At 49.1% G+C, this 18,907-nt stretch carries 20 protein-coding genes; 4 read left to right on the top strand and 16 right to left on the bottom strand.

The window, feature by feature from the left end:
• The 5 genes from CAGGBEG34_RS10985 to CAGGBEG34_RS04040 form a co-directional block, all read right to left on the bottom strand.
• Positions 1 to 218: hypothetical protein (locus tag CAGGBEG34_RS10985; protein ID WP_203224835.1), on the bottom strand; the 218-nt coding region annotated here is incomplete at its 3' end.
• Positions 219 to 355: 137 nt separating this feature from the next.
• Positions 356 to 1,006: a hypothetical protein gene (locus CAGGBEG34_RS04055; protein ID WP_006682568.1), complete on the bottom strand. Its 651-nt coding sequence runs from the start codon at positions 1,004 to 1,006 to the stop codon at positions 356 to 358.
• Positions 1,003 to 1,713 carry a hypothetical protein gene (locus CAGGBEG34_RS04050; RefSeq protein WP_042688053.1) on the bottom strand — a complete coding sequence of 237 codons (711 nt, stop codon included), beginning with the start codon at positions 1,711 to 1,713 and terminating at the stop codon, positions 1,003 to 1,005. Before CAGGBEG34_RS04050 ends, CAGGBEG34_RS04055 begins: the two co-directional genes overlap by 4 nt.
• Positions 1,714 to 1,746: 33 nt before the next feature.
• Positions 1,747 to 2,511 carry a nucleotide-binding protein gene (locus CAGGBEG34_RS04045; RefSeq protein WP_158641791.1) on the bottom strand — a complete coding sequence of 255 codons (765 nt, stop codon included), beginning with the start codon at positions 2,509 to 2,511 and terminating at the stop codon, positions 1,747 to 1,749.
• A gap of 30 nt (positions 2,512 to 2,541) precedes the next feature.
• Positions 2,542 to 3,282 (bottom strand): hypothetical protein, encoded by a 741-nt coding sequence (locus CAGGBEG34_RS04040; RefSeq protein WP_006682567.1) that lies wholly within the window; start codon positions 3,280 to 3,282, stop codon positions 2,542 to 2,544.
• Positions 3,283 to 3,583: 301 nt separating this feature from the next.
• Between CAGGBEG34_RS04040 and CAGGBEG34_RS04035 the strand changes: the two genes are divergently transcribed.
• A complete protein-coding gene (locus CAGGBEG34_RS04035; protein ID WP_006682566.1) occupies positions 3,584 to 3,919 on the top strand; it encodes a plasmid mobilization protein in 336 nt (111 codons plus the stop codon).
• Positions 3,916 to 5,820 carry a TraI/MobA(P) family conjugative relaxase gene (traI, locus tag CAGGBEG34_RS04030; RefSeq protein ID WP_006682565.1) on the top strand — a complete coding sequence of 635 codons (1,905 nt, stop codon included), beginning with the start codon at positions 3,916 to 3,918 and terminating at the stop codon, positions 5,818 to 5,820. Before CAGGBEG34_RS04035 ends, traI begins: the two co-directional genes overlap by 4 nt.
• Positions 5,821 to 5,830: 10 nt before the next feature.
• Here traI and CAGGBEG34_RS04025 read toward each other — a convergent pair whose 3' ends face one another.
• The 3 genes from CAGGBEG34_RS04025 to CAGGBEG34_RS04015 all read right to left on the bottom strand — a co-directional run bounded on the left by CAGGBEG34_RS04025 (position 5,831) and on the right by CAGGBEG34_RS04015 (position 7,499).
• Entirely contained in the window at positions 5,831 to 6,334 is a 504-nt protein-coding gene (locus CAGGBEG34_RS04025) for a DUF1173 family protein (RefSeq protein ID WP_050009310.1), read from the bottom strand.
• Entirely contained in the window at positions 6,285 to 6,566 is a 282-nt protein-coding gene (locus tag CAGGBEG34_RS11635) for a DUF1173 family protein (RefSeq protein WP_238984961.1), read from the bottom strand. Before CAGGBEG34_RS11635 ends, CAGGBEG34_RS04025 begins: the two co-directional genes overlap by 50 nt.
• A 381-nt stretch (positions 6,567 to 6,947) precedes the next feature.
• A complete protein-coding gene (locus CAGGBEG34_RS04015) occupies positions 6,948 to 7,499 on the bottom strand; it encodes an ATPase (protein WP_050009309.1) in 552 nt (183 codons plus the stop codon).
• A gap of 428 nt (positions 7,500 to 7,927) precedes the next feature.
• On the opposite strand from CAGGBEG34_RS04015, the gene CAGGBEG34_RS04005 reads away from it, so the two are divergent.
• Positions 7,928 to 8,179, top strand: coding sequence for a hypothetical protein (locus tag CAGGBEG34_RS04005; protein WP_006682561.1), 252 nt, complete (start codon positions 7,928 to 7,930; stop codon positions 8,177 to 8,179).
• A complete protein-coding gene (locus CAGGBEG34_RS04000; RefSeq protein WP_006682560.1) occupies positions 8,176 to 8,757 on the top strand; it encodes an ATPase in 582 nt (193 codons plus the stop codon). Before CAGGBEG34_RS04005 ends, CAGGBEG34_RS04000 begins: the two co-directional genes overlap by 4 nt.
• A 16-nt stretch (positions 8,758 to 8,773) precedes the next feature.
• Here CAGGBEG34_RS04000 and CAGGBEG34_RS11630 read toward each other — a convergent pair whose 3' ends face one another.
• The 8 genes from CAGGBEG34_RS11630 to CAGGBEG34_RS03980 form a co-directional block, all read right to left on the bottom strand.
• On the bottom strand, positions 8,774 to 10,327 hold the full coding sequence (locus CAGGBEG34_RS11630; protein WP_338140317.1) for a KfrB domain-containing protein: 1,554 nt from the start codon (positions 10,325 to 10,327) through the stop codon (positions 8,774 to 8,776).
• Positions 10,328 to 10,342: 15 nt separating this feature from the next.
• Entirely contained in the window at positions 10,343 to 14,230 is a 3,888-nt protein-coding gene (locus CAGGBEG34_RS03995; RefSeq protein ID WP_238984957.1) for an Eco57I restriction-modification methylase domain-containing protein, read from the bottom strand.
• A gap of 14 nt (positions 14,231 to 14,244) precedes the next feature.
• Positions 14,245 to 14,592, bottom strand: a complete 348-nt coding sequence (locus CAGGBEG34_RS11625) for a hypothetical protein (protein WP_238984956.1) — start codon at positions 14,590 to 14,592, stop codon at positions 14,245 to 14,247.
• Positions 14,593 to 14,667: 75 nt separating this feature from the next.
• Positions 14,668 to 15,312, bottom strand: coding sequence for a lytic transglycosylase domain-containing protein (locus CAGGBEG34_RS03990; RefSeq protein WP_158641790.1), 645 nt, complete (start codon positions 15,310 to 15,312; stop codon positions 14,668 to 14,670).
• Between the two features lie 93 nt (positions 15,313 to 15,405).
• Positions 15,406 to 15,603, bottom strand: coding sequence for a transposase (locus tag CAGGBEG34_RS12135; protein WP_420885883.1), 198 nt, complete (start codon positions 15,601 to 15,603; stop codon positions 15,406 to 15,408).
• A 377-nt stretch (positions 15,604 to 15,980) separates the two neighbouring features.
• Positions 15,981 to 16,190, bottom strand: coding sequence for a transposase (locus tag CAGGBEG34_RS12130; RefSeq protein ID WP_420885882.1), 210 nt, complete (start codon positions 16,188 to 16,190; stop codon positions 15,981 to 15,983).
• A gap of 24 nt (positions 16,191 to 16,214) precedes the next feature.
• Positions 16,215 to 16,406, bottom strand: coding sequence for a hypothetical protein (locus tag CAGGBEG34_RS12125; protein ID WP_238984955.1), 192 nt, complete (start codon positions 16,404 to 16,406; stop codon positions 16,215 to 16,217).
• A 7-nt stretch (positions 16,407 to 16,413) separates the two neighbouring features.
• Positions 16,414 to 18,873, bottom strand: coding sequence for a type IV secretory system conjugative DNA transfer family protein (locus CAGGBEG34_RS03980; RefSeq protein WP_158641789.1), 2,460 nt, complete (start codon positions 18,871 to 18,873; stop codon positions 16,414 to 16,416).
• Positions 18,874 to 18,907: the final 34 nt, after the last annotated feature.

The following is an 18,907-nucleotide window of genomic DNA, read 5'->3' as shown; positions in this document are numbered from 1 at the left end:
CTACGACCTGCAGCAAGGTAATAGGCGAACATCAGTACGAACGCCATAGAACGCGATTGCGTGAAGCGCCAAAGAAGGACGATGAACGGAGCACAGAAAAGTCCTTCGACGATACCGTTCCATGCGCCTATACCTATCGCAATAGCAGCAACGATTAACGATAGACTTAAAGAAAAAGGAATATTAGACAATGCAGATTTATCATTTTTATTTTTCATGTCCTCGTGACTTTAAAGAGAGGAGACACGGGTATTTCCAATGTTGGAAAATACAGATGAACTTTGCGCGTGAGCCGCATTAAGAGACGATTGTTTTTCTTTGAGTTTATTCAGGTATTTTTGCTCATTTAGTCAAACTACTTAATACGCCACCCAAAACTGCGCTTGTTCTTCCTGTCGTAGGGAACACAATAAGTGGAATTCCCAACTTTGTGGATAAGATAATTTGGCGGACATTCAAGCATGCTCTGGATGTTATTGAGCCGGGCAAACGCTCTCGCTGCTTGTCCTTCAGGCGATTGTATCCATTCTGAATCTGCTTTTGCTTTAACGAATCCTGAACGCTGGCCTATTGCATATGCGCCCCATACGAGGGAGCCCGTCGCGGGAATCGCGATTGCTAACGACCCGATGATGGCAAACATCATTTTGCGGCGAAGTTCTTGGCTGGCCAATACTTTACCGGCTTCGACGGCTCGATTTGCCATTTCACGCGATGTCTTTGCAACAGACTCAACAAGGCTCGCTTGCACTGCCCGTTCACTTGCACGCGCAGAGGATTCGAGTGCTAATTTATGGTCCGCTAGGAGTTCACGGGTTTGATCTGTAATATGCTTTGAAATCTCTTTATAAAGAATCTCGTAGTGACCGAACGCTAAGAGAATTGACCAAACGGAATCGTGCTCAGAAAACCCGCAAATTTCCTTGATTTGGTAGAACTTTGCGACCTCTTCAGGCGAAGCATCCCGCTGCAATAGTACTTTCAATGCTTGGTCTATCGGTTTCATGACGCATCCGTATAAAGAGTATCATTGAGCGCTTCAAGCATACGCTCGCGCCACTCTGCGACAACCACCTTGGCATACACAAAGTTGCTTTCTTGGTTTCCCGTTTGAGAGAGAAAATCAGCAAAGGACAAATTCGATGCGCGGACGACTTGCATGATTCGAGGATTCATACCGGGTAGAAGCAAAATGCGCCTCTTCTGTTGGAGACCATAGGTTGCGTCAAAGTGAATAAATTCCCTGGCCTTAGCGAACGCAAGATTTTTTACGGGAATGACTTCGGGAATGACTGTGGTGAGTTTGCCGAATAGATAGAGTCCATCAGGAAGGGCATTCATCACAAACAACACTTTGACTTGAAAATCATATGCTTGAGTAAGCTGAATAAAACGCTCAAAGAACGACATAACCTGATAACTCATGCGATCAGGCAAATTCGTTACGATGTGATGGCTGATCAGTTTTTCATCTCTATTTGGAGCACATAGATAATCTGAAAAGGATAACCAACCGGTCACATCATGGAGATCAAACTGAGCCGTTGACAAATAGTCTGAAAAGACTGTTGCAACGTCAGACGTATGCGTGTCGCCATCTACCACTGTGATGAATGTAGATAAATTGTGCAGCCATTCCACCATGCATTTGGCCATCACAGATTTACCACATCCTCCTTTATTCCCGGTAATTAACCATATGATCTTATACATGCTTTAAATAATTAATTATTTATATTAATTAGATTAAATTACAAGCAATTCACGTAGCTGATCGAATGTTTTATGGTTCTCTTGCAGCCATACTATTAATTCCATATTCTCACTGGGCGTTAGCCCATGTGGCGACTTCTCCGCCTCATGGAGCGGCATTGCGGCCATTGTAAAAGGCATGATGTTTTCATTGTCCGCAAATAGCTTATCGACGGTACGCTCATGTAATTCAGTTAACACGACCGTAATGCCACTCGCCTCTTCAAAATGTTTCTTTGTTTCACTATTGTCCCAGCGGCTGAATTTGCTCGCCTCGCCGAAGAATAGGTTCTTGACAACAACTTTACCCCTCAAATTTGTTCCCATCACTTGCATGGCTTCGTTGAGTAGGTTCACGCTATCGGGGAGGCGGTTAATAATCCAAAACATAGACAACGTGCGTTCCAGCCAGTGAATAATTTGGATGAACTGGCTAAATTCTTTACGCAGTTCAGTACCAATACCCGCTGGCATGGAGACGACAATCGTTTTATCTGGATACTTCATCATGAAGTCAGTGAGGTCCATCCATCCGTCGTGTATTCGGAGATTCGCATTGAGTGTAGGCATCAGGTCCGAGAACATGCGCGATACATCTGGATTTCGTGTGTCACCGTCTACTAAGGTGACTGGCAATTTGCATTTCACAAGCCAATCAAGAAATATGGAACATGTCCAGCTTTTTCCAACGCCTCCTTTATCTCCATGGAAAAGAATGACTGATTTTGAAGTCACTGTGGATTTCCTTGAACCCGTCATATTAGTTTATCCCTTAGTTTCGATGACTAATTAAAGTTTTGAAGACATTTCGACAAAATCCCTGCTGGATCTTCCTCTGGTTGGGACAACGATTTTACCGAATGCCCTAAGTAAATGGATCTGTTTTTTGGTTAATTGACCGCAGAATGGTTTCCCAGACACATAAAAGACGTACTCGTTTCGCATTTCAATATCTTCTTCAAGCTCTGTCCGATTTTTCAAATCTAAGCTGGTTTTTTCAATCGCATCGAGCGTTAATGGGACCACATCAACTGTTGAGACTGATGGTGCAGTTTGGGCCTCCGACGTCGGAATTTCACTTCGTTCTGCTTCTTGCTTTTTATTGCGCGCTATGGACTTCTTAAGCTGTTGCTCTATAGGCTGAGAAGCCTGAATGCGCCGCGCGTGGTCGGCGGCTAAATAAGCCGCATGTCTTGCATGTTGATCTAACACTTTCTTTTCGAGCGCAGCTTTGATCTGGATGATCTTCATCGCATGGCGTTGAGCCTCTGTGGCGAGTTCTTCTTCTGTTTTCAGATCAAAGAAGTATGACTGCAATGTTCGAGTTGTCAGTTCGACACCGGCTGACTTCAGTATCTCTACAATCTTTTCAAACGACAGCCCGCATTTACGCGCGGCGATCAATTCACCCAATAACTGTTTAACCGCTTGTTTTTTGAGGAAACGATCCTCTGGCGATTCGCTATAGATGGCTGTAAGAAGCTCTTGGCGCGCTCGTTCAATTTCTTCTTTCTGGAGCTGTTTTTGCATCGTATGATCATCTCCAAATTCTTGATCAGTCTATTTTATTATAATTAAACCACTTTATGTATGAGTTGACCATGAGCGAAATCCATTTGATGATCTATTCGGCTATCTACTCAATGATCTACTCAACCATCCACTGATTTCAGCCCTTTAAGGCGGACAGGATAGGGAATGTATATACACGACAAGTCGTGCATATACACCGGCAAAAAGCGCTCGGTTGCCTTCGGCCCCCTTCGCACTTTTTGCCTTTCCGTTGAACTCAGGGCTACGCCCCGAGACCCCTGTTTAGAGTGATAAAGAAATGTTAAAAAATAGAGCGGCAATTAAAAGTGTTGCGATCTACCTACGCATGACAGCAAAAGATAAAGCTGCCATTGAAGAGAGAGCTAAAGAGCGGAAGATGACAGTAACTGAATACCTCACGCGAACAGGCTTAGCGCGATTAACGCGCCAACGTGCTGATGTCGATGCGATCCATCAGCTGCGCTTATGTGTGGAAGAACTGAAAGGAATACATCGTGCGTTGCAATTGCTTCCTACTGAGGCGCCGATGATTGATCCGGCAACACTGGAGCAGACGATGCAGGAAATCTGTGCCGCTATTCAGCGAATATGGCGAAAAGGGGAAAGGGGGTGATTCCCAAAGTCATTCGCAACCATCACACGGATAAGTCGTCGTTCAAGAAACTGACGAACTACATCACGAAAGGGATTACGCAGTCGGAAGCGTTTTCAGAACAATATGGCTGGGGTGCGCTCACGCGCTATATCACCCAGGAAAACATCTTGGATGGTTTAGGCGGGAGCATAGAAAAGGCGATTGCCGTCGAGATCGGTCAACTGTCTTCTTTGGCTAATGCGCCTGCTGAGATGTATGCGGTCGCTCGGCAGGCGCCACGGGCGAAAGACCCTGTCTACCATTATGTATTGTCATGGCCAGAACACGAACGGCCAAAGGTTGAAGACGTTTTTAGTGCAGTGCGTGATACGCTCACCGCATTAGGTATAGCAGACCACCAGTATGTGATCGCCATCCATGCAGATACAGATAACCTTCATGCGCACGTCGAAGTGAATCGGGTACACCCTCAAACATTCCAAGTATTTGACACATATCGAGACTATCTCACTTTGCACTATGCGGCGCGCGAAGCTGAAATTAAATATGGCTGGCAGCATGACAATGGATTTTTTCAGGTTATTGAGGTCAATGGTAAAAAATGTATTGTTCGGAACAATGAATACGTTGACCCTGACCTTGTACCTACGCGCCCAGGCGCAAAACGCGCTGAAGTGTGGTCCGGTGAACAGTCTCTCGAAACATGGTGCAAAGCTGAACCAGCGCGTGATTTGAAACGGGTCTTAGAAGATAAAAAGACAAGTAGCTGGCAAAATATACATCGCGCACTGGCTCAGTATGGTTTAGAACTGCGAGATGCGGGAGGCGGCGGATTCAAAGTCGTCGATATCAGCGCTGGAACGCCAGAGAAAATGAATAAACCGCTTACAGTAAGCGCGGCGGCCGCTTTTAGATTTATGAAGCGCGCTGAACTGGAGAAGCGCTTTGGCGCTTTCGAGGCGCGATCTCCTGATCTGCAACTGGACGAACCCAAACGCACCTATAAACGGGATCCGCATAAGCGGCTTGAGGCACGTCTTGCACGCAAGGCATTACGCGAAGATTTATACCATCGCTTCAAAGCTGAAGAGCGTGAGGCACGTGAGCGTCAGACTTTAGCAAAAAAAGCGCTCGTTCCTTTTGCCCAAGAGGACAAAAATCGATATCAAAAGCTGCAAGCGGCTTATAGGGCGCGTCGAATTGGAATTCGGCAAGATGCGAAGCTCACGCCTGTTCAGAAACAACAAGCGTATATGCTGGCTAAGGTGACGATGCTCAAAGCGCGTGAACAATTGGTGCAACAGATTCAGCAGGAGCGTGCAATACGACGCAGCTTACTGCCGAAGATACCCAGATGGCGCGAGTGGGTGGAACAACAGGCCCAGCGGGGGGATGAAGCGGCCATTAGCGCTCTGCGCGGAATGATTTATCAAGAGAGTCGGAACAAGAAAAAGAAATTGGCCAGAGGAAACGCGCAAATTGAAGAAAACGCGATTCTGCCAGCGGTGCATCAATGCGCGGATCCTCAGGTACGGGGCTTCGAAAATCTACTCTGGAACGTCGGCAAGAATGGTTGTGTGACTTATCGCTTCAATAATGGAGAAATGGCATTTTGTGATGAAGGGGAGCGTCTCACATTCGGCCGCAAGGAGGTATCCGATGATGCACTGGCATTGACGGTCCGCTATGGCGCAGATAAGTGGAAAGAGGGCATCCGCATTGGCGGCGGTGATTTCGCATTTAAGAAGCGCGTGGTCCGTATGGCTATTGAACAAAATATTGTTGTGCAAAACATTGAACTACGCGAAGTGGAAAAACAAATCCGTGGTGAATTAGCGGCGATGCGCGGGACGCAGCGTAAGAATACGCGGCCTAAGCCGGTAAGCAAAGGAAGGGAGAGAGAATCCTGCTCGCGTTAAAGCCAATCTTTCATAAGGGAAGGTTGGGCATATTGTGCCGGGTATCCCATTCCCACGTTTGCAAGTGACTGGCTACTATAAGTTCTTTTAATTTCTTCCGGTACAGGTCACTCACATCAGGCAGTGTGATATAAAGAGCAATGGGTTCTGGTCTGTCTGTGATTACAATGCTTGCAAGGGGATGAGTGGGCGGTAAGTTGTAACGCATCCCTTTTATGAAGCGGCGTTTTTGCGTTGTGAGCGTGTTAATCAGCATTTTCTCATCGATGCTTTCGAATGGAATCCAGTTTTCATCGACGAGCATCAAAGAAATTTCTTCAATGGACGGGACGTTTACCCTGCTCACATTGAATGTTGCAATGGCGATGAGGTGTGAAGAGTCCATGCTGCTCCAGAGTGTGAGTTCATACTTGAATCTTTTGAGCAGACGCTGATGTAAATCTTCGCTCACCATGAGAGGTGTATCAGCCAAATGCTTCATGACTATTTTTTTGCCGAACCGAGCATCGTTCAATTAGTTCCGCTGGCGGCTCGTAAGAGTCGCATGAAGGGGCATGTGCGCTACCCGAATAAGGCATGCGCCTCATAATGTATTTTCGTCCCAGCTTCGCAATAACCATTTCAATACCTTTGCTATAGCAAAGGCACAGTGGCCGATTTAGGGAACCGTACATGGCAGCTAGCGCATCGTTTAAGCGCGGGTCGTCTGCAGAGTAAATGGTGTTGGAGATTTTAAATCGAGTCATATTGTCCATTACTTATAGTACTGACTCGGCACTAGAAATGCTCATTTCCTTGAACGATCTACCTTCCGCGCATAAGCCTGTTTCGCTCGAAAACTTCTACCGTAGGGGCGTTCCACTCGTTGTACCGAATTTTCACTTTTGTGCCGACAGAGAGATTCAGATGTTGCTTTTCACCTATCCACATGGCTTTATCGGTAATAACACTGGACCGTCCAATGTTCAGCACAAAGAAATGTTTTGTGCTATGCGTGATGTGGCCTATGTATTGGCCGTTTAATTCGTTCGGCAATTTAATAGGAGGGTAGCCTTTGTCTGAGAATACTGGTGCGAGCTGTAGACGTTCATTGTTGCGCTCTATTAACGGCGTGACAACGTGTTGTGTCACCCACGTTTGCACGGGTTCATGCAGTGCGATCCCCTATCCGTTATTGATGCTTGTGGAATTGGATGGTCAGCTCCCCATATTGAGTTATCAAAGATAAAAATTTCATCTGCTGTCTCGATTGCTTTGGGTAAAAGCTGCAGCGAACGCCAATAACGCTGAACAACTTTTTTTGGCTCAACATCATGGCCCGTAGTTGTCTGACTCTCGACACGGTGCGCGACGCGCGCCACGTTAATGTTGGGATCGCTGGTTGAAACGAAATATATTCTTAAATAGTAGTTGTTCTGCTTGAGCAGCAGCATTTCGCTGATGCGTGAGGGGTGTGACATGACGGTTTCGAAGGCAAATGACTCTCTCGCGTCAATCAGGCACCGTCTTTCCATGATGGCCTGCTGCTGTGCTAAACGCTCACGAGCGTGCTTCTGCTCAGGTAATTCGAACTCGGTTTTGAGCGAGTTTGCAATTTCGTCAGGGTTTACGAATTTTTTAGTTTTAATTAATTGGAAATCTGGAGAAAAAACTTCACTGCCTGCTATAGCGGTTATCATAGAAGTTTTACCGCTACCGTTTGGCCCCGCGCAAATGACACACCGCAGAGGCGGTGCGTCGACGTGATTCTTTCCAATCACCGGCCCCTACCTGCAATGGCGTGCGATTTTGAAATTGCCCTCGTTTCTATCGGAGGAGTGATACGCGAGCGAGTTTCTGCGTACATCTTTGAAAATCCAGTTTTTAGGATGGCTTCAAATTCGCGTATGCTGACACCACTAATAAGCATGTCATCCGTCATCTTAATGATTGGCAGTTCCTTCGGCGGCCAGACTTGCATATTACCCTCATCTCTGCGTAGGATTAAATTAGAGTTGCTTTTAAACTAATCTTTTCTAATCATAAGGGTAGACAGCTAAAGTGTCTATGAGATTTACCCTTTCAGGGTACATTATGCTGAATCATGGATCCAATGGAAATCTGCACCATGACGGCCCTCCCAATTGAACAGCTAGAACACATGACGCCCGCTGAAGAGCGGCAGTTCTGGAAGGTGTTCGAGCGTGTTCTATCCAACGACGATGGTCAAGCGGCCCAGTCGCATTTGTCGGCTGGCCGGCCCATCTATTATTGTGACGACCGCTACCCGGACGATTTCATCCGCGAATGGCCGGATGGCCGCCGCGAGTTAATTTCCGTTGATGACACTGGCAAGATATCCGTGATCCGTTCATTGTGAAGCCGCAGCTTTGGGTAATCGCTGGCCCAAACGGTGCAGGCAAAAGCACTTTAACCGAACGCTATTTGACTGGACGTCTGCCTGTCGTGAACCCTGACACTATCGCTCAAGAGCAACCCGGCATTGGCCCGGTCCAGGCGGGCAGGATTGCCATCCAACGTCAGCGGCAGCACTTATCCGCCCGCGAGAGCTTTGCTTGGGAAACTACGCTATCCGGTAATCGAGAACCGGCGCTGATGCGCGAGGCCAAAGAAGCGGGTTACAAAGTCAATCTGGTCTTTGTTGGCATCCGCAATGCGCGTGCATCGATGCTGCGGGTCGCCGAGCGCGTAGCGGCGGGTGGTCACAACGTTCCGCCAGCGGATGTGGAACGTCGCTTCGAGCGCAGTTTACGCAACTTGCCTAAAGCGCTAGAGATCGCTGACCGGACCTTCGTCTTTGATAACAGTGAAAAACGTCACCGGCTGCTGCTGTCACGCGAATTGAACCAATCGCGTCACGTCTCTAAAAAGCTACCTTACTGGATTGTACAGGCCCTGCCAAAGCGATTGATGCGCGCTCGTGAGATGGAACGGTAAGCTTATGGCACGGAGTTCACCGCGTGAGTGCACACGAGAGCGGCAAATGTATGACAAACGCACGACCCCCTTTATAGCTTAGACGCATGCATTCCCCTACTTTGACGTTTTCAGCAAATACAACCTCATCAAGACGATGCAAAATACCTCTCCCAAGTCCTATGTCCTGAATCAGGTAATGGTCTGTCGCTGCAACAATTCGACCTGTATAGACACTTTTGTCACGCTGCGCAAGAGCGGCGCATAGTTTGAATTCTTTCGCTTTTGATGTTGCGATCTCTTCAAAGCGCATGGCCAATTTTTCGGCATCTTGTTGATTAGAAATTACATGAGCGGTTGTTTTCTGCACTTCTGACGTGGGAGAGTCGATGGCACTTGAAAAGTAATTTTTATATGATGGTGAAGATTCAAGTATTTTTGGTTTCCAAGTTGAAACGTAATCAGGATCATCCTGCATCTTCTTCATCTCGACCATGACATCGCTTGCATTCTTGCGGACTAATTCCAATTCACGTAGCTGCACAAAGGGTTTGTCAAGTTCACGCTTGACTTTATCCAGTTCTGCCTTTTCATTGACGCAGCGATTGCGTACACTCTCGATACTCTCCTCGAAAGTGTCAAGAAAATGATCCATCCGTTGTACAAAACCCGTCACGCTGAATTGATCTTCTTTCCGATATTGAAGGTTTGTTGGCTCATAAGTATTGTCACTTTTTACTCTGAACCGGATTCGCTCTTGAACACTGAGGACAGCGATATCGAAACCACGATATTGGCCGACGTGAACCGTGCGTGGCTGATCGGTGAGCAGCTGAGCGCCTCCTTCAACGGCGCATTGCATGCTCTTTGAGATCCATTCTATTAATAATTCTTTGTTCTGTACGTTAAAAGTGCGTTGCTCTACTTGCATGCGCCACTCTTGCGTCGTGTTCATGTCTCGACGCTGAATATCCTGTTGATACAGGGCGATCACATGGTTCGCACGCTCATCCGCTTGCTTGAGCCAGGCGGCCGTGGATTCGAGCGTATGCCGATTACGCTTGTAGTTGGCATACAGTGCTTCCAGCTTTTTTAATTCGGCGGTGAGTTGCACCTGTAAGAGAATCAGTGGATTACCCGTTGCGGCTGCTTTCATTTCAGCCGCATGAGCCGCTTCGCCAGCCACGTCCTCAATGATGCGGGAGAGGCCTTCTCCTTTACGGAACTGTTCAATTGCGCCCGCTTTATATTCAATCGTTTGCCACATACGCGAATCGTAAGTTTGTTTGGTTGCATAACGATTGATTTCGACCTCGAAGCCGTCCGGGTCTTCCTCGTAGAAGAAATTGCCTTGACGAAGGATGCGTCCTTCGCGCTGTTCCAGATCACGCGGTCGCCACGGGGCGTCAAGATGATGTTCGGCGACCAAGCGCGTCTGTACATTCATCCCAGCCCCCATTTTGACCGTTGACCCAATCAGGAAACAGACTTCGCCGCACCGCACTTGCTCGAATAACTGCGCTCTCTGTACGTCCGTCTTGGCTTCATGATAAACCGAATTTCTGCACTGGGCACGCCACGCGCGATTAATTTAGCCTTGATGTCGTCATAGACGCTGAATTGACCGGAATGACGGTGGGCTAATTTCATCCATCGATAATGCGGTTTCTTCTCCCTCATCATAGGCTGTGTCCCTATTTTCTTGAATGTTGGGGACGGGTGCGCTGTTGCTCGATTTGGGGGTGGATAGGTCACAAAACACCAATTGCGCGCCGCGTTTATCCCGCCAGTGTTGCCAGATACGGACCATTTCGTTGACCGCAACGTTGATCTTGCTGCCTTTAAAATCGGGGGCGGTCGGATCGATTAATCGGAAATCCAGTCCCGCTTTACGGGCGTCGTTGGTAATTTTTAATGGATTGTCGATATGTGGATCAGACGGCAAGCGCTCCATACGATCAATGATGGAGCCAGGTGCCCAGTCCAGGATCACCGATCCGTCCTCTCGTCTCATTGGTATCCCATCGTCGTCTAAAACAGGCGCTTGCACGCCCATGAATTTCGCTTGCTGTTCAGAACGATCCACCACGATATTGGCCGGTTTGCCGCCTTTGATTTTCGGGAGTGGAAAACGCAGGCCCCGTTCGGCTGCTTGCCGCTGTAAGTCTTCTTTTGTGACGACATCTGCAAAAGATCGATAAGGCGCAGTCAGTTCAGGCACATTCTGAAATTTTGAAAAGCGTGAATTCAGCCGGTAATTCACGCCCGTCGCATCCAGTTCCCAACCTGTGGTGACTTGTCCGAAAATGCTCGCCCACGCATCAAAATGATGAATGCCGCGCGCTTTCATTTCATCGTATTGCAGGTAGCGCTGCATCGTATAAATCTCGGCGATGGTGTTTGCAACAGGCGTACCTGTAGCAAAATAGACGCCACGGCCATGATGCTGTTGTTGGAGATAGCGAGCCTTCACAAATAAATCAAACGCTTTGTCAGCGCCTTGCAAATTACCTAGCCCTGAAATGCGAGATAGTGATGTGGCAATGAACAGATTTTTAAATTCATCCGCTTCATCAATGAAGAGTGCGTCCACGCCGAGCTCATCGAATGTAACGACTTTGTCCTTTTTTTCAGCGGCGAACATCCGCTCCAACTTGGCCCTCATCCGTTCCCGCGCTTTTTCCATCTCTTTGATTATGCTGTAGTTGCCACGCTCCGCTCCAAGATTAAAAATAGCATCTGTAGTGTCATCGATTTGCTCGAAGAGCAGCATTTCAAGCGTTTCTGACGGCATACCAATTTTTTTGAAACTGGAATGTCCGATGACAACCGCATCCCAATCCCCGGTCGCAATGCATCCAAACAGTTTTTGCCGGTTCTCTTTGGCAAAATCGGTCTTTTCTGCAATCAATGTATTCGCGTTTGGATACAGTTTGTAAATATCTTCTTTCCATTGAAGTAATAAATGGTTGGGGACGACAAACATGGGTTTCTTGATTAGGCCCATGCGCTTGCTTTCTTGTGCGGTTGCAATACATACAAAGGTTTTGCCCGCGCCAACCACATGGTCGTAAAGCACAGAGCCTTCTTGAATGCCCCGCCAAATGGCGTCTTTCTGATGCGGGCGAAGTTCAATCGCAGTGGATGCGCCGGGCAGAGTCAGATGCGCGCCATCATAACGAGGCGCGACATGGGTATTGAAGCGCTCGTTATAGTGCTTTGCAAGGCATTCACGACGCGGCGGATCTTCCCAAACCCAATCTAAAAAGGCTTGTCGAATTTCATCGGCTTTCTGGTTGGCGGCGGCTGTCTTTTCTGCATTGGTTTTACGGATTAGATTGCCAGAGGCGTCACAGCCAACCACATCTTTAACCTGAATCGAGCGATTCGTCAGAATGGCTCCGATCAGTTCATTGGCGGGCGCTTCTTCTGTTCCCCAGGTGACGTGCATCGTTGTTGGGTCGCCCTGGCCGATCTTGACGATCCACTTTCCAATGCTGGTTTGATAGGAGATGTTACGTGGGACATCACCGAGTAAATGTTCGACAAACGCATCTACAACGCTCGCCGGCACCCACGTTGAACCCAGCTGAATCGAAATGTCAATGGGTGCGATGTCTTCGGGTTGAACACGCCTGAGCGCTTCCACGTTGTCTTGATATTGGCTGTCGTGATGTGCGGCTTCAGTTGCAATGCGCAGTTTTGCTTTAACGTCTCCGGTCAGATAGCGATCTGCGGTTTCCCAGCGCTGCGTTTGCGGGTTTTGGAAAATGAGCCCTTGCAGCTCACGGGTCAGTGTATCTTCCTGTTTTCCAGAGAGTCTTGCCATCCATTCTAGATCGACGCCGCCCGTTTCGTTCATGGAGACGACCAGCGCGTCCTTGGCAGAGTCCACCGTTCTGATTTCTCTGCGCGGCGACATCACCTGTTTTGAGAAAATCGCCGCTTTTTGTGCGCCGGGTTCACGCGGCGCAACGCCATGTTTTTGAGCGGTCTCTTTGGATATGCCCTTATCGTAGTGATGCTCAAGTGACTGTAGCAGCGGGTAATCCGGGTCTTCACCCATCGCTTGTTTATTCCCCCATGCGCTGATGTACCCGTGACGTCTTACAAATCCATCGTAAACGGTGTTCAATCGCGCGCGCCGCATGGCGAGCGTTGCAGGATCCATGTGCTCTGTCTGTTCAGCGCGCATCAGTTCACGCAACGCCGTGCGAATATGGATCATATCTTTGATGCGCGCTAACGCTTTCTCTTTTTTTGTGGTGACCCGTTGCGCTTGCGGTTTGTCCAATATATCCGCCAGGCGCTGTGCAATCCGGCCCTCCTTCGTTACAAAATAAGCGCCAAGTTTTACCTCTTCCGGTACTTCAATTGCAGTGCATGTAGCCGTTTCAATCTCTTGCGTAATATCGCGGCGGACATAGACATTGGACGGGAGGTTGGCGATGGCTGCGGCGAGTGCTTCCGGGAGGTCTTGATCTGGATGTGCAATCAGCGCCGGAAGGCTGCTTTCATACATTTTATCGACTCGCTTCATTGACCCCAGCATCATCTCTGGCCGATGGATAAAGTATGGGTTTAATGGTATGTCTAAGCCGCTGTCGGAGTCTGGAATGGCATCGACCTCAACCCATGAACGTTCTGGCGTTTCATGCTCATGCGTTCTTTGAAGGAAGACGATATCCGTCGTGACTTCCGTGAGGGCGTTTTTCTTGAATGCGGTATTGGGGAGACGAATGGCACCGAGAAAATGCGCATGATCGGCGATATGCGCGCGCGCTGCACGATCATGCGCGTCGAGAAAATAATTCGTGATCACGAGCGCGACAATGCCGCCTTCGCGTACTGTGTTAAGCGACTTCGCAATAAAATAATTATGAATAGAAAATTTTGAGAGATCCCGATGATTGGGATCGTAAACAGATCGGCTGCCAAAGGGGGGATTGCTGATGACCAAATCAAAATGGCTTTCAGGAATAGCGACTTCCTGAAAGCCTTTGTGGATGATCGTTGCGGATGGGTAAAGATGTTTCGCAATTTGAGCGGTGATGGGATCCAGTTCAATGCCTGTCACATCGACCTGTCCTCGAAGCGAGGACGGCATCAGTCCAACAAAGTGACCGGTGCCGATAGCGGGCTCCAGGATACGTCCACCCTTGAATCCGAGCCGAGTAAGCGCTGCATAGATCGCTTCTACAACAGGTTGAGAGGTATAGTGCGCATCTTGCGTTGAGCGCCGCGCGGCTTCAAATTCTTCCTTCTGAAGGAGATGGGTCAGTTCTTGATATTCTGTGCGCCATTCCACATTTCGGTGGTCAAACGCTTGCGGAATGCCGCCCCAGCCGACGTATTGAACGAGCACCGCCTGCTCTTTGCGCAATGCCGCCCGATTTTCGGTGCTCAGGGTCTGCAGCAGCTTTAATGCTGCGACGTTGTGACGATATTTCGTTTTTGCGCTGCCTTCCCCCAACCGGTCGGCATCGGTAATCACATAGTTCCCAGGACTTAGATCAATTCTGTCTGGACCTCGTGCAAGGTCAAAATCTCGTGTTCCGATACGCCCGTGTTCAACATTTCGGTTGCTTCCAGCAATATCCCGTGTTCGAGATTCTGCTGCTCTAACAGGTGTCCCAGCAGGATGATTTTCCCTCCCCTCTCCAATTGTTTCAGCTTCTCCGGCGAGTTGAACGCCCACCGTTCGAGTATTTTCCAGCTGCGCAGGTGGAACGGCTCCCTCTGAACTGAAGAGATCGTGTTGGGGCTCAGAACGCGCTTGGCGATGTCTAACGGTTTTATGTCTCCGATGATCATGGTGCGCTCCTGTTGGCTGTTCAATGAAATCTTGTGATGCATCTTCGTTGATCCGCTGGATAGTTGCAACCGTTTGATCGAAATCAAAGCTGAGTTGAGCAGGTGTTGCGCTTGCCTTCATTCGAATTCCAGTTTTGAAAATTTCGCCTGTAGAAACTGTCTACGCGGATTGACGTGACCTGACGGTGCGGGGGAAGCAGGTGTAGTCAATCGCCTGCGCGGTTTGGTGATGTTGAGCAAGGGTACGGTGATGCCTGCGTTGATCATCACTTTTTGTACATATCCATTGGCGAATCCAGATTTGAAGTCTCCGGTATTGAAAGCGGAAATCGCCGCGAGCAACGCCGATTGCGGGTTCTTATATTGCCTCAGCGCTTTGATATAGAAGTGTGTGAGTATCCATACGCCCGCGCGAAGATTGGTGCAGGGGTCTAGCAATTGTTCCACGGTCAGCCCTAGGCGGGACAGATGTTGACTGTTGACTTGCGTTAAACCGATTCCGACAAAATGGCCGTTGTGAATCAGCATTTTTGCAATATCGGTGGCCTCCTTTAAAGTCTTCGGATAGAAGCTGCGAAGCAGGTTTTTCCGAGCTTGCCAAGGCAGATGTTGAGGGCCATCATCCGATAACGCATACGGATACCCGCCTGATTCAGTGCGGATGAGTGCGCCAAGCGTGATTGGATGTACAGATGGAGCGCATTGCAACATTAGGTGTGAAAGGTTCTCTGCACGTGCGATTTCCAATGTCAGAAATAGCATGGCAAAGCGCAGTAAAAATCGCTTAAACATATTGGATTAATGATATTTATTTGGTAGTGTCCGGAATTTTGTGTGGGAGGCCGGGTTAGCAAATTATTTCATTGCGTTTGTAAAACGTTCCTCGAATAAGAGGGCGAATGGATTGGCCGCCTGGTAAATCGGCTTAAGCGCGGAGGCTAAAGATTTGCGCTCTTTCCAGTTGGCAAAGGCCAGTGAGTTCCGGAACAAATGGACACTGCAGGTTTGAATTTGGGTGTTTGGATAGACGGTTGGGTAGCATCCGGAAGCCATGCAATCCATCCACGACGGCCATCAAAATATCGGCTCAGCCCCGATTGCGCGTCATTGAAGACTTTCAGCCAGCATTTGGCCCCTGCTGTTTGCTCAATCCAAAGCCCCAACACTTCCTTGCATCCATCGGCTCGAATCCCCAACGCAAGAATACACGGCCTTATTTTTCACGCGCCCTTCATCCCGAATCTGAAGCCGCAGCGCATCGAGACACAATGGGATACATCGCCTCAAGCGGGCGCATCTGCCTTGCGCCACTTCCGCCCGCACTTCATCGGTGATCGTCGAAATCAGATCGGGCTAGCCTTCCCATTTATACAGTTCCAATCCATGCCCGCGAATCTCGCGCACACTCATCCCGCGAGCGTACAGACGGATCACATGCGCATCAGAACCAGGCAAGCGCCGCTGTGATATTTCGCAATACGCACAGGCTCAAAAGTGGAAAGCCGGGCGCGTGGAATCTCCAGGGGCACATCACCCGCAGGCGGGATCACGGTCTTCGCGCTGCTGCCGTTGCGGTGATTACCCGTCTGTCCTTGCGCATTCTGTTGAGCAAGATGATGATTCAGTTCAGCCTCCAGCATCCGCTCCGCCAACCGTTTCTTCAGTTAACCCGAAAGCCCGGATTCGCCTAACAGCGACTCTGCATCTTTGCTCTGTACTTGAGCGAGCAATGGGTCTATCCGTTCATCTGAAAATATTTTGTCTGGATATTTTTGTCCGTTGTGTGCTTCTTCATTTCGATCATGAGCACTCCTTTTTTGAATCATCATCTCATGACCTCGATATGCAAAATTCATGACAGACTCATTTTCTCCCTAATACGGTTCCTTTCGTGCCGGCATATTGAATGATGATCGCTTGACCCGCTTGCGCACTTTTGTCCAGTTTCAATTTCCGGTGCAATGACACTTGTTCCCTATCGTTCAGACGATGGAGCGCCAGATAATGATCGGTTTGAAGGAGCACTTTGCCCGTATAGCGATGGTCGGGCATTGCACACTCTATCGTCGGTTCGGTGGGTCTGCCTTCTTGAGTCTCGAATGTGTGGAATAAGTCCCGTATGGCCTTGCGCGCTTGCTGCTCGAACACCGAGCGATCACGGTAAAATCCTTTCTGCGAGAAATGTGTGTAGGGTTCCGTTTCTTTCACAATGAAGTGCACTTCGAAAGCTTCTTCTGGATTGAAGTCCGCCACCTCTCCAACAGGTCTTGCAGTCATGTGCAGATCATCAAGCGTGAGCGCTCGATGAACGGGCGCGCCTGTGGTATCACAGAGCATGTATTCAAACTCAAGCAAAGTGTCATGCTCAATATGTGCCTGTTTAACGACCAGGCGCACCGCGGGAAAATCCGAATAGGTATTGATCGTCAAAGATAAATGCTTGCTGCCCGCATTGCGTTCACAGGCCACCATGAACCATGGGCCCGCACTTCGGCCCTTTTTGTCGATGTAGCGGATCGAGATGCGGCTAGGACTCGGCCTCTTGGCGCGCTTTGAAAATTCAGGAATTTCGAAATATTTGAGTTTGCGCGCACGGACCGGAGGATGGCCCGTATTAAATACCAGCATTTCATCCCGCGATAAGCGACTGGCTTCATCGGCGGTGAGCAGCGGCCGCTCGACCCGTTCCTCCGCAATGCTCATCTGGCCGAGCATGGCACCCAGGCGATTCCCATTGTATGACACGTTCTGCCGCTTGACGGTCATCACACCGGTCATTTTGGATATATCTTCGGCAGTATCGATGGAGTTCGGCGCGTAGGCAATCCGCAGTTGGCAGCCTGCGGTCATCGTTTCGTGATCGCCATAGGCTTCGCGTAACTGAATCCGGTCTTGTACAAATAGAAAGGCCGTGATTCCGTATCCAGCAATATAACTCAGTCCGTCTTGCAACTGTTCAAGCTTTTTTAATGAGGCTAACTCGTCAATCAGCAGTAGCAGGCGATGACGGTAATCTTTAATACTTTTGCCCTCTTCAAATGACATGCGGGCGGTGAGACGCAACAATAGGAAAGTGATGAAGAGCCGGATCAGCGGGCGCAATCGCGCTTTATCCGAAGGCGGAATGACGAGATAGAGGCTGACCGGCTTTTCGTGATTCATCAGATCGTTGACACAGAAATCAGAATGAGCGGTATTGCGTGCCACAATCGGTTCCGTATACAGACTGAGCTTTGTTTTTGCAGTGGATAGAACGCTATTGCGTTCTTTCTCTTCTTTATTCAGCATGGCGCGCGCTGCGAGCGCGACCTGTGGGTGTGTTTTCGTAGGATTGCCCATAGAATCTTTCCACCCCATCACGCCTTCAGGGTCATGCTCTGCATCCAGCATCCGGTTAAACATTTGCTCTGGATCGGTGAAACTGGGATCGGCTAGATACGTCGAGCAACCGGCGAGCGATTTGTCTTGCTCATCATATTTGACATGCAATATAACGCCGACCAGCAGTTCGTAAGAGGTGCTGACCCAGTGGTCATCTATGCCTTCGCCGTCTGGATCCGCGATGGCCTGCGCAATATTCTGCGCATCCATCACATCGTATTCGGTGAATATGCGCAGTTCGTCCAGCACATTCCAACGTGCGGCAATGTTGTACGGAGTCGTCCCGTCCATGCTTTTTTGATCCACTGAAGTCGGGTCGAAACGGATCACGAGTGAGCCTGCCGAATGCCGAAATCCGCTGCTCAGCTCAAAGTTCTCGCCTTTAATATCATTTGTTGCGGTGCTATGTGGATAAGACAATAAAGTAGTGATGACGGGACCGACACCTTTACCGCTGCGTGAAGGCGCAAAGCAGAGTAAGTGCACGGGATCGCTGGAACGCATGATTTTGCGTCCGGCCGATGTATCCAGTGCGCCAATGCACGGCCCGCTTGCTTTATGGTGTATGTGTTGACGTTTCCAGAAAGGGCCTTCTCGGCGCTTATATGAAATCAGTCCCATCCTTTCAACATCACGTTCCGTGGCCCACTGTGCGGAGCCGTGAAGGTCATCGGGGATTTCAGCTTTCAGGCTGCGCCGGTAATAGAGAAAGAACCCAAGCAACACACTGGCTAAGCTGCCTGTGCATAAAACCAGCAGCATTCTTGTCACATAGGTCGAAAGCAGCCCGTTTGCGTTGAGCCATTGCACTGCCCAGCCGCTCCAGGCAAACGGATGGTAAATTCGGATGCGCGGGCCCATATGCCAGAGCGGCGCGCCTAATCCGTCCTGATATCCAAGTGCATGCGCAAAATACTGTGTTGCGGTCCAGGAAGACGCCACAAGGCAGAGCATGAAGCATATGAGAATGGATGCA

Source organism: Candidatus Glomeribacter gigasporarum BEG34, assembly GCF_000227585.1.
In the GTDB taxonomy this organism is placed as follows: domain Bacteria; phylum Pseudomonadota; class Gammaproteobacteria; order Burkholderiales; family Burkholderiaceae; genus Glomeribacter; species Glomeribacter gigasporarum_B.
This window is presented reverse-complemented; position numbering and strand designations above follow the sequence as displayed.

What these genes read in the sequence shown, in the direction of transcription:
- CAGGBEG34_RS04055 (WP_006682568.1), bottom strand. Translation starts at nt 1,006, where the DNA reads ATGAAACCGATAGACCAAGCATTGAAAGTACTATTGCAGCGGGATGCT.
- CAGGBEG34_RS04050 (WP_042688053.1), bottom strand. Translation starts at nt 1,713, where the DNA reads ATGTATAAGATCATATGGTTAATTACCGGGAATAAAGGAGGATGTGGT.
- CAGGBEG34_RS04045 (WP_158641791.1), bottom strand. Translation starts at nt 2,511, where the DNA reads ATGACGGGTTCAAGGAAATCCACAGTGACTTCAAAATCAGTCATTCTT.
- CAGGBEG34_RS04040 (WP_006682567.1), bottom strand. Translation starts at nt 3,282, where the DNA reads ATGCAAAAACAGCTCCAGAAAGAAGAAATTGAACGAGCGCGCCAAGAG.
- CAGGBEG34_RS04035 (WP_006682566.1), top strand. Translation starts at nt 3,584, where the DNA reads ATGTTAAAAAATAGAGCGGCAATTAAAAGTGTTGCGATCTACCTACGC.
- CAGGBEG34_RS11635 (WP_238984961.1), bottom strand. Translation starts at nt 6,566, where the DNA reads ATGACTCGATTTAAAATCTCCAACACCATTTACTCTGCAGACGACCCG.
- CAGGBEG34_RS04015 (WP_050009309.1), bottom strand. Translation starts at nt 7,499, where the DNA reads ATGATAACCGCTATAGCAGGCAGTGAAGTTTTTTCTCCAGATTTCCAA.
- CAGGBEG34_RS04005 (WP_006682561.1), top strand. Translation starts at nt 7,928, where the DNA reads ATGACGGCCCTCCCAATTGAACAGCTAGAACACATGACGCCCGCTGAA.
- CAGGBEG34_RS11625 (WP_238984956.1), bottom strand. Translation starts at nt 14,592, where the DNA reads ATGCATCACAAGATTTCATTGAACAGCCAACAGGAGCGCACCATGATC.
- CAGGBEG34_RS03990 (WP_158641790.1), bottom strand. Translation starts at nt 15,312, where the DNA reads ATGCTATTTCTGACATTGGAAATCGCACGTGCAGAGAACCTTTCACAC.
- CAGGBEG34_RS12135 (WP_420885883.1), bottom strand. Translation starts at nt 15,603, where the DNA reads ATGGCTTCCGGATGCTACCCAACCGTCTATCCAAACACCCAAATTCAA.
- CAGGBEG34_RS12130 (WP_420885882.1), bottom strand. Translation starts at nt 16,190, where the DNA reads ATGCTGGAGGCTGAACTGAATCATCATCTTGCTCAACAGAATGCGCAA.
- CAGGBEG34_RS12125 (WP_238984955.1), bottom strand. Translation starts at nt 16,406, where the DNA reads ATGAATTTTGCATATCGAGGTCATGAGATGATGATTCAAAAAAGGAGT.